Genomic DNA, 9,015 nt, shown 5'->3' with positions numbered 1-9,015 from the left:
GTGGCGTTGGGGATCACGGGCACGCCGGGCGGGCTCGAGCCGGCGCCCGGCGGATAGGCTTCGCCGGGTCCGGGCAGGGGGGCGGGGGTGGAGAGCGCGAAGTCGGGCGCGGTCAGGCCCGGCACGGCGCCGCCTTTGCAGCCTGCGAGGCCCGCCATGAGGGCGACGAGCAGGAGCAGGAGGCCTATTCTGGCCAGATGAGCGCTTCGAGACTCCAACATGGGTCGAAGCTAAGCCGTGCATGGTTAACGAATGCTGAGCGGGCGTGCCGAAGCGGCGCGGCATTTAAGGCTTTGGTTACGGCTCTGGCGCCTAATGGCTCGGGGTCCCAAATGAGTCCCAAAAGCACAAGTGAGTCCCAAAACGTACGCGTGAGTCCCAAAAGTTGAGAGACGTTAAGTCCCGAGCGAGTGAGTCCGAACCCGTGAGCCCATCCCGCAAGACCTATCCGGCCGACGACGATATCGACCTGGCGACGCTTGGGGCCGCGCTGTGGCGGGCCAAGGGCTGGATCCTGGGGCTCGTCATCGGGGCGGGGCTGATCACTTTTATCGGCCTGTCGATGATGCGGCCGCTCTATACGTCGGAAGCGCGCATTCTGATCCAGAACGAGGATTCCGTGTTCACCCGGCCGACCGGGGAGCAGGGGCGGAGCGAGCCGCGCAGCAGCCTCGACGAGCAGGCGGTGCAGAGCCAGGTGCAGGTGCTGACCTCCCGGGATTTGATCCTGCAAGTGGTCAAGGACCTCGATCTCGTGAACAACGAAGCCTTCGCCAAGGATGCGGGCGAGACGCTGCTCGGGCGTCTGACGAAGCGCCTGGGGCTCGGGCGCGGCAGCCTGAGTCGCAAGAAGAGCGCGCGGCGAACGCGCTCGCCGGTCATCTCGACGTGTTCCAGCTGTCGAAGTCTTCCGTGATCGCGGTGGAATACACCTCCGGCGATCCTCGGCTTGCCGCGGAGATCGCCAACAAGCTGGCGGACGTCTATATCGGCTGGCAGCGTACGGCCAAGATCGAGCAGACCAAGGATGCCACCGTCTGGCTCGACGATCAGATCAAGGCCTTGCGCAAGCCACCGCGGAGTCCGAAGAGGCGGTGGAGACCTTCAAGGCCTCGGAAGGCCTTTACGCGGGCTCGAACAACGTCACGCTGAACGAGCAGCAGCTCTCCGAGCTCAATAGCCAGCTGATCCTGGCCGGGGCGCAAGAATCCGAAGCACGCGCCCGGGCCAAGCTGATCAAGCAGATGCTGGCGGACAACGGCGACATCGACGCCACCCCCGAAGTGCTCAAGTCGCAGCTGATCATCAATCTCATCGAGCAGCGGGTCACGGTACAGCGCTCGCTGGCGGAGCTGTCGGCGACGCTGCTCCCCTCCCATCCGCGCATCCAGCAATTGCGCTCGGAGCTGGCGGACGTGCGCGCCCAGATCCGCGACGAGGCGCAAAAAGTGGTCCGGAGCCTCGAGAACGAGGCCCAGGTCGCCGCCGCGCGCGAAGCCTCGTTGCGGGAGAGCCTCAATACGGCCAAGTCCAAATCCGCAGGGCTCGGCGATTCGGAGATCAAGCTCCGGGCGCTCGAGCGGGAAGCCAAAGCCAACCGCGACCTGCTCGAATCCTATCTGGCGCGCTACCGCGACGCCTCCGCCCGCCACGACATGGGCGCCGTGCCGTCCCAAGCGGTCATCGTCTCACGCGCCCACGCCTCCGTCCTGCCGTCCTTCCCCAAGCGCGGACCGCTGACTTTGCTCGTGATGGCCGCAACCGCGCTGCTCGCCCTTGCCTACACGATCGCCCGCGAACTCATCGGCACCGCCAGCCCCCAGTCACGCAGAGAACCCCGCGCGTCCAGGCAAAAACAGCGCACCCGCCACGGATACGAAGACTTTGACGAGGACGAGTTCCCGCCGGCGTCCAAGCCGCCCGCGCGCCGCGGCATCTAACCTGGTGCGCTTGCTAGCCGTCGAAGGTCAGGTAGTCGTTCGCCAGGCTGGCGCTTGCCACCTGAGTCGAGAAGTTCAAGTTGGAAAACGGCGCCATGTACTTCCGGCGAATCGGGAACATGCGATCCGCGTTGAACATCGCCTTCCAAGCCATGCTTTCGGTGTTGTTTTGACCCGGGCGAACCTGGGCTGACTTCTTCTTCTTCAAGGCATGGGCGGACTCGTGGGCAAATCGCACGAGATCGTGCAGGCCGTTGGAAAGCGACAACTCCATCTTGGTCTTGAGCCCAGCGACGGACTGTGCATGGGCATCGAGCAGTTCGGCCATTTCGGAGCTCATTCCCAACGCGGTCTCGTCCACGTAGCCGTGGTGATGCACGCCGACCATGATCGACACCGCACGTTTCTTCATGCCGAAGCATTCGCGCGGCACGCCGCATTCTTCGACCAATCGGCGGGCAATGGGCCGGTCGTAGCTGTTCCCCAGTGACCAAGGTTCAAGCTCCGCGGACTGACTGATGCGGATGAGTTGGGCATTGTGCTGCCATCCGTAGAAGGCGAGAGGGAGTTGCGCAAAGCCGGTGCGCAGCCGGAATTCCTGCATGGTCGCGCCGCCCGGATCCAGCTCCAGCAGCCTCCCGCGTAATGGGGTGCGCGGTCCCACTGGGTCTCGCCTAGTATGCCGGTGAATAGCAGGCTCCGTCTCAGATCGTTGCGGAACGGGTACAGGCAGATGTCCTCAGGCAGACCGAAGACGTAGAACAGACGTTCCGCGTCCCAGCCGGCTGCCCGGTAGTCGGAGCGCAGGGCGGTCTTCAAGGAGAGCCCCAAGGCGGCGGCAATGGGTTCTCCGCTGTCGTCGCCGGCAGTGCCGCCGCGCGAATCGATGATGGATAGGGCGTCGGTAAGGCCAATCCTCCGACCCAGCACTGTCACAGCCGGCGAGTCGTAGCCGCTGGAGAGTGATGAGACATAACGATAGGGCCGGTCGAGCTGGGCCTGATTGGCGTGGGCAACTTCATCAAGGAAGGCATGAACCTGACCGATGTAAGATGCATAGTCGTGGAATTCGGGTGGTGCGGCCTTGGGCACCACCTTGATTTCGCCGTCGCGTGATACAAGAAGATTGGCGTTGGTGATGATCTGAACGCGTCCCCTTGTCAGCGGTGCACTTTGCGAATGCTGGAGAATGCGTCCGAAGTCCCAGGGGTAGTGCAAGTAGTCCGCAGCCAGCGTCTCCCCTGAGGCACGCAAAGCAAAGGGAAGAGAATTGCTCACCACGACGCCCGCCGCGGTCTTGACGAGGAACAGCCGGTCTAGGTAGTGGCCCGGCGTCCAGAAGGCCACGTCGTCGGCGCGCACCATGCCGCCCGTCGAGACCGGGAACGGATGATCGAGCGTGGCGCCTGGATCGTCGGGCGACAGGCACAGCCCCTCCCAGAAGACATTCCCGTCTCGCGACACGTCCTCGCCGGCGATCATCCGGACTGTGTTTTGGCCGGGGGTCAGGAGCGCCGCCCAGCCGAGACGGGGCAGCGTGGCGCTCACGTCGTAATCGAGACACAGGGCGCGCGTGGACGGTGCCGGCATGGACCTGACCCGGGAAATCTCCTCGAAAAGACTTACAGTGCTTTCTACGCTATTTCTGACCATCAGCATGTTCCGTCCCTCCGACTACAATGCATGTTCACTCAGGTCCACGGCTCTCGGAACCGAAGCTCTCGAGGAAACCGAACGTCTATAGAGCGCCTCGGTGCGGACGACATAGTCGCGAAGCGAGAACGCCGTTTTGACATACGCGCTCAGCTCTGCGGATACCGTGTAAGCATGGTCCCGAATGCGCGCCTCGATGGCATTCGCGATGGCAGTAGTGTCGCCCGGCCGAACGATGTCGAGACCGCGCGCTTGGAACGCATTTTTATGCCAGCGGAAGACGCCAACCCCGGTGGTGATGGTGGGCACGCCCGCGGCCATCATTTCCAGGGGCGCCAAGCCGAAGCTCTCGCTCTCGGAAAGCGAGAGGCCGATATGAGTCTCGCTCAGCCTGTGGCCTAGCGACGCCGCATCCAGCCGGCCAAGGAAATGAACGTTGTCCGTGAGGCCGTTCCTGAGCGCATAGTCTTGTAGCGATCGACAGTAGAGATCGTCCGGTATGTACCGGCCCGCCACGTACAGGTGCAGATTGGGATGCCGGGGCTTGAGGCGGCGCATGACTTCGAGTCCGTCAAGAATGCGCTTTAGCGGGACGGCATTCCCGATCATCAGGAGATTGACGTCCGGAAGTCCTCCCAAGTTGCGCCTAATACCGGAATAGCCGGCTATGAAGGGATTCGGCAGGTGGATGGCCCGCGTGCGATGTCCGCGGTCCAGCTGATCGACGATCTCCCGGGAGACGGACGAGACCGTATCCGCCGCGCCGATACTTTTCGCCGGGAGCAGCCTCTCGTAGAGGAGATCGTTCAGCAGACCGACCGAGGTGCGACCGATCTCCTGATAGGAGTGGAGCGTCAGAACCTTTCGCGCGTCGCAATATCGAAAAATTCCCCACGCCGGGTTGTGGCTATGGATCACGTCCGGCCTCTGGCGCTTGATGAAGCGCCGGACCAGACACTCGTTGAACGCCACATTGGGCACGAGGCGTCCCAGGCCGGCGCGGCGATCGTAATTGTACCAATGAAGCTCGATGTTCGGCGCAAGCGCATGAACCTCGCCGTTAGAGGCAAGATCGTTAGCGGGATTGAAGCCGAGAATGACGTAGTCAACTTCAGGGTCACCGTGCCGCCGCAGACCCTCGAGATGCATCTGGCACACGCTGTCGACGCCGCCGAACGACCGGATATCGGGCTCCAGGGCGGAGAGCTCCATGAGGATCAGGATCTTCGTGCGCATGACTAGCTCTGGCGATCTTCGTTCGGCTCTTCATGTAGGCGCTGGATTTGGCCGGTCGTCCTGCTGAGGTGAAAGGCGCTCGTCCGGTCCATGCCCGAAACATCCGGTACGGCTCCGATTGTCTTACGAAGCTCCGCGAGACTCGGTTCGGCCGTGTCCACAAACACGGCGCCGCTCATCCGGCGCCCGCTGCGGTGAGCGACAGGGTTGTGCACGAGAAAGCTCTCAAGACCCTTTGAAAAGGAGAGAGCCTTCAGAATGAACCCCCGTGAACCTCGCGGTTCGAAGCTCGCACCAAATTTTGTCTTGTAGAAGAGGATGCCGTCGCTCAGGAAGGCTCGGGTCCCTCCGAGATCCATCATCGCGTGTCCATTCGCGTGCAAGTGACGCGAAGAAAACGCATAGACCGCGGCCATGGCGCCGGCCTTGAAATGGATGGGGTTGGCGTCGCGAACACCGCACTTCCATAGCTTTGGCGGGTTCTCATTTTTGAGAATTAGAACGCCCCCAATAGCTTCGTCGCCCTTTTGGATGCTGAGGAGTTCGCAATCACCATGGGCAACCGGCTCCATGATCTCCTGAAACGTCGTGAGGAAGGCTCCGTCCCGGTGACGGCCGCGCATCGCCGGCAGGTACATATTCTCGTAGAAATCGCGCAGCCGATCCGGCTCGGTGGTCACCGTGTATGTCAGCCCGTTCTTCTCTATACTCTTCAGCGAACTCACGGACGAACGGTTGCGGGCGACAATCGGCGTCTCCACACGCCCATCAAGCCACATCGGCACGAACAGATCGTTTCTGCCCTTTAGCAGCGTCACGTGGAGTGCATGGCCTTCAATGACCGCAAGCGAGCACGTACGCTTGTGCTCCCGAACAAGCCTGCGCAGTGCCCAGATCGACTTCCTGCCGATATGGATCTCGTTCCTGGTGTCGCCGAAAACCAGACGCGCAATGTAGCTCTTATGCATTGGGTCGCCGGCATAGAGAATGCTCATGGGCTCGTTGGACGTCGCCTCGAAGCCATGGATGATCCATGCGTCGGTACGGACGAGTTCGAGCAAGAGCCTCGAAACCCGAGAGACTGTCTCGGTCAGCGGGCTCGCGAGCTGCAGCCAGTCGTGCTTTGCCAAGATATCCATCAATGTGCGTTCCTGAACGATTTGGGGGACAGGGCAGTAAGCGCAAGGATGTAGAGGTCGAAGGGGATCGACCAGTTGTCGAGGTAGTAGAGGTCGTGGTCGAGGCGCGCGCGCATCTTGTCCTCGGTGTCGGTGATGCCTCTGAATCCGTTGACTTGAGCCCAGCCGGTGATCCCCGGCTTGATGTTATGGCGGCGCGCATAGAAGGCGATGCGGCGCTCGTATTCGCGGTCGTGCGTCAGAGCGTGCGGGCGAGGGCCAATCAGCGACATGTCGCCCCTGATGACGTTGATAAGCTGCGGCAACTCGTCGAGATTCCAGCGGCGGAGATAGCGGCCCACCGGAGTGACGCGCGGATCGTTTGCCTTCGCCTGGATCACGACGTCGCCGTCCTCGGCCACGGTCATGGTGCGGAACTTGAGGATCCGGAACTGTTTTTGATTGAGCCGTGACGCCGCTGCCGGAAAAGGACGGGGCCCGGCGAGTCCAGCTTGATGAGAGCGGCGATCACCAGAAATAGCGGCGAGAGCGCGATCAGCAAGGCGAGGCTGCCGAAGAAATCGAATAGCCTCTTCGACAGAATCTCCACGCGCGTCAAAGGTGGGCGAACGAGATTGAGCATGGTTGCCGGGCCAAGGCGGGAGAGGTGCACCTGGGAGAAGCGATCAAAGACCGCTTCCGGCCCGAGTTGAACCGAAACCGGAATGGTCATCAGCCTGTCGGTGCAGACATCGATTGCGCGCGACGCCGACCATGGCAGCAGCACAATGATGTCGTCGAGGTGGGTTTGCCGGGCGAGCTCGACCGCGCGGTCCAGCAGCTCCTTGAGGGTCGCGTCACCGGCCTCTGTAGAGTCCAATGCGTCCTCAGGGAAGATCACCGTATCCGTCACGATCATGCCGGACCGTGCGGGACGATACTTCCGTCTAAACTCATCGACTTTGGCAAATGTCCCGATCAGGAGTCCGCGCCGCAGAGCAAGGCGTCCCGAGAAGAGACCTTGCCGGATGAGGTGCTTCCAGGCCGCCTGCCACATGATCAATAAGGGGAGGCCGGACGCATAGAAGAGTAGGACGGTCCCGCGCGAGTACGTGCCGGAAATCTTCCCGAGAAAGCCGAACGCAAGCAGGCAAAGAAAGGCGGCGTTCCAGAGATAGAACTGGTAGCGCAGTGAGTTTTGCGGCCGCGCGGAAATGCTCGAAACGGGGTGATGCAGGACCCAGCGGAAGAAAGCGACCGCGGCGCCGACCTTGGCGTAATCCAAGACGTGGCCAGCGTCTCCATAGGCGAAGAGATGATAGGCGAGCCCGGAAAGAACGGACAGCCCGACAACCACAAGAGCGTCCGCGGCCGGCCAAAGCATAGAAAGGCCCCGGCCGATCACCAACGGTAGACGCCGTGCGGTCCAGCGCGGCTCAGGTGCGATCTGTGTAGCGAGTGTCATGGCTCTAGCGGAGTGCTCTGAGTTAGACGGCGTTCTGAGGGAGCTCGAGCAGTGCCCCAGGCTTTGCCGGATCGAGACGGAACGTGATGGGCTTCGATGCCTTGCGCTGTTTGTCCAAAAGCCCGGCCCGTCTCGCCCCGGCCTGGAGTGCGGCTTTCGCCCAGAACCCCGGCCCCGACGTCGCATGGCTTTGCGGGGTAATACCCAGCTTCGAGCGCAACACCGCATTGCCGGCGTTCATCATCACCTTGCGGCGGATCGGCTTGGTCCAATACTCGGTGGTGAGCGATACGTTGAGGCAGTCGTGGTTGTCGACGCGATGGGGCGAATGGAGCGGCCAATGCATCATCTCACCTGGTTGGAGGTCGACGGCCAGCGCGTACTCGTCGTACCAGGACTCGTAATCCATGCTGACCTCGAGACCGGTGAGGACGATCCGCTCAATCTGCTCAGGCGTCATGAAGGGTGCGGTCGGCGGATAGACGTAAACGCGCTTCACGCCACGGACTTGCCAAAGAGCCTGGCCGGGCAGGTCGGCATGGTAGTGGACCTGCGCCTTCGGTGAGGAGATCAGGAGGCCTACATTGCTCGCCGTCACCGGTGGCATGTCGGAAATGTTCCGGAACTCATCGATCATCTGCTCCAGGAGATCTGAGTAGCTCTGATCGATATTCTGCAGGCGCCGCAGGTTCAGCCACATGCCGCCGGCGTGATGGCCTCGATAACCTGCTTGCCGGATAGGCCGCTGGTGTCGCCTTCGCGCCAGATGCGTTTGCCGTCTTTGATGCCAACATGAACGATGCTGTACGCCTCGCGCGGGTAGGCTTCGATCAGCTGCGCGAGCTTGTCTTCAGAGAACAGCGGCGACGTGTGCAGATTGTGTTGAAGCTTGATGGGTTGATTGCCCCAAAGCCTCTTGTATCTCTCGTCCCAGGTCAGAATGCTCTCACTCATGACTACCTCTTTCGCGCATGGTCTTAGGGGATGGGTTGGTTTCTGGTCAGCTGGTTTCCGCGTTAGCCATGGTCAGCACTGCGGCGCAGCGCCGGCCGTTTGCAATTTGCAAGAGGTCCGAGGCCGCGGAGGAAGCGGTCTTCTGCGTTGTCACGCCGGCGCGCGCGAGGAACAGAATGGCCTGGGACACGGAGATGAGGGCTGTTGCGTTGCGTTCCATGCCAAGAACGCCAGCATCGATGAGCGTCAAGTCGTAATCCGCCGAAAGACCTCGCAGTTCGTCGGCGAAGGCGTTGCGGCTGGACCAGCCCGCAAGGGGATCGTCGGCCGTCAATGACAGAAATGACAGACCGATGCGGCTATCGTTGACGACGCGATCACTCAACGTGTCCCCGGGCTCACCGGCGCGAGAACCTTTGTGAGCGCCGGGTCGGCGGCGTTCGAGTCAATCAGCAATGTGCGCATGCCCGAGGACGCCGCGGCCACGGCCAGGCCCAAGGCAAGCGCGCTCTTTCCTTCTCCCGGCTCCGAGGAGGTAAGAAGCACGGCACGCGGCTGTCCGACCGTGTCGAAGTCCATGACATAAGAGAGCAGTCGGAGCACCGCGGTTCTAAAGGTCGAGCGCGCGCCGCCTTCGAGCACTTCGACG

Annotated in this window: 12 protein-coding genes and 1 pseudogene; 3 read left to right on the top strand and 10 right to left on the bottom strand. The window is 62.0% G+C overall.

Features of this window, described 5'->3' with window-relative positions:
- A partial coding sequence (locus AUC71_RS03645) for a hypothetical protein (protein ID WP_204376621.1) occupies positions 1-221 on the bottom strand: 221 nt, incomplete at its 3' end.
- Between the two features lie 203 nt (positions 222-424).
- On the opposite strand from AUC71_RS03645, the gene AUC71_RS03640 reads away from it, so the two are divergent.
- The 3 genes from AUC71_RS03640 to AUC71_RS03630 are packed head-to-tail and all read left to right on the top strand — an operon-like array spanning position 425 to position 1,940.
- A complete protein-coding gene (locus AUC71_RS03640) occupies positions 425-916 on the top strand; it encodes a Wzz/FepE/Etk N-terminal domain-containing protein (RefSeq protein WP_069623176.1) in 492 nt (163 codons plus the stop codon).
- Positions 889-1,152: a hypothetical protein gene (locus AUC71_RS03635; protein WP_141701422.1), complete on the top strand. Its 264-nt coding sequence runs from the start codon at positions 889-891 to the stop codon at positions 1,150-1,152. Before AUC71_RS03640 ends, AUC71_RS03635 begins: the two co-directional genes overlap by 28 nt.
- Positions 1,095-1,940: a GumC family protein gene (locus tag AUC71_RS03630; RefSeq protein ID WP_069623174.1), complete on the top strand. Its 846-nt coding sequence runs from the start codon at positions 1,095-1,097 to the stop codon at positions 1,938-1,940. Before AUC71_RS03635 ends, AUC71_RS03630 begins: the two co-directional genes overlap by 58 nt.
- Before the next feature lie 13 nt (positions 1,941-1,953).
- Here AUC71_RS03630 and AUC71_RS03625 read toward each other — a convergent pair whose 3' ends face one another.
- The 9 genes and pseudogenes from AUC71_RS03625 to AUC71_RS19165 form a co-directional block, all read right to left on the bottom strand.
- Positions 1,954-2,373: a hypothetical protein gene (locus AUC71_RS03625; protein WP_069623173.1), complete on the bottom strand. Its 420-nt coding sequence runs from the start codon at positions 2,371-2,373 to the stop codon at positions 1,954-1,956.
- Positions 2,349-3,599: a hypothetical protein gene (locus tag AUC71_RS03620; RefSeq protein ID WP_141701421.1), complete on the bottom strand. Its 1,251-nt coding sequence runs from the start codon at positions 3,597-3,599 to the stop codon at positions 2,349-2,351. Before AUC71_RS03620 ends, AUC71_RS03625 begins: the two co-directional genes overlap by 25 nt.
- Positions 3,600-3,614: 15 nt before the next feature.
- Positions 3,615-4,829 (bottom strand): glycosyltransferase family 4 protein, encoded by a 1,215-nt coding sequence (locus AUC71_RS03615; RefSeq protein WP_069623171.1) that lies wholly within the window; start codon positions 4,827-4,829, stop codon positions 3,615-3,617.
- 2 nt (positions 4,830-4,831) lie between these two features.
- A complete protein-coding gene (locus tag AUC71_RS03610) occupies positions 4,832-5,968 on the bottom strand; it encodes a GNAT family N-acetyltransferase (RefSeq protein WP_069623170.1) in 1,137 nt (378 codons plus the stop codon).
- Positions 5,968-7,331 (bottom strand): annotated as a pseudogene (locus AUC71_RS20765) (exopolysaccharide biosynthesis polyprenyl glycosylphosphotransferase). The gene AUC71_RS03610 and the pseudogene AUC71_RS20765 overlap by 1 nt, the downstream one beginning before the upstream one ends.
- Before the next feature lie 103 nt (positions 7,332-7,434).
- The gene (locus tag AUC71_RS03600) at positions 7,435-8,112 is read right to left on the bottom strand and encodes a cupin-like domain-containing protein (protein ID WP_244500782.1); all 678 of its coding nucleotides are present in this window, start codon (positions 8,110-8,112) and stop codon (positions 7,435-7,437) included.
- The gene (locus AUC71_RS20760) at positions 8,103-8,366 is read right to left on the bottom strand and encodes a hypothetical protein (protein WP_244500781.1); all 264 of its coding nucleotides are present in this window, start codon (positions 8,364-8,366) and stop codon (positions 8,103-8,105) included. Before AUC71_RS20760 ends, AUC71_RS03600 begins: the two co-directional genes overlap by 10 nt.
- Before the next feature lie 46 nt (positions 8,367-8,412).
- Positions 8,413-8,751 carry a hypothetical protein gene (locus tag AUC71_RS03595; RefSeq protein ID WP_069623169.1) on the bottom strand — a complete coding sequence of 113 codons (339 nt, stop codon included), beginning with the start codon at positions 8,749-8,751 and terminating at the stop codon, positions 8,413-8,415.
- Positions 8,748-9,015, bottom strand: a 268-nt coding sequence (locus AUC71_RS19165; protein ID WP_425283349.1) for a hypothetical protein, incomplete at its 5' end; no start/stop codon positions are given. The genes AUC71_RS19165 and AUC71_RS03595, both read right to left, overlap by 4 nt.

Source organism: Methyloceanibacter marginalis (assembly GCF_001723295.1).
In the GTDB taxonomy this organism is placed as follows: domain Bacteria; phylum Pseudomonadota; class Alphaproteobacteria; order Rhizobiales; family Methyloligellaceae; genus Methyloceanibacter; species Methyloceanibacter marginalis.
The sequence above is the reverse complement of the archived record's forward strand: the minus strand, read 5'-3'. Positions and strand labels throughout refer to the sequence as shown.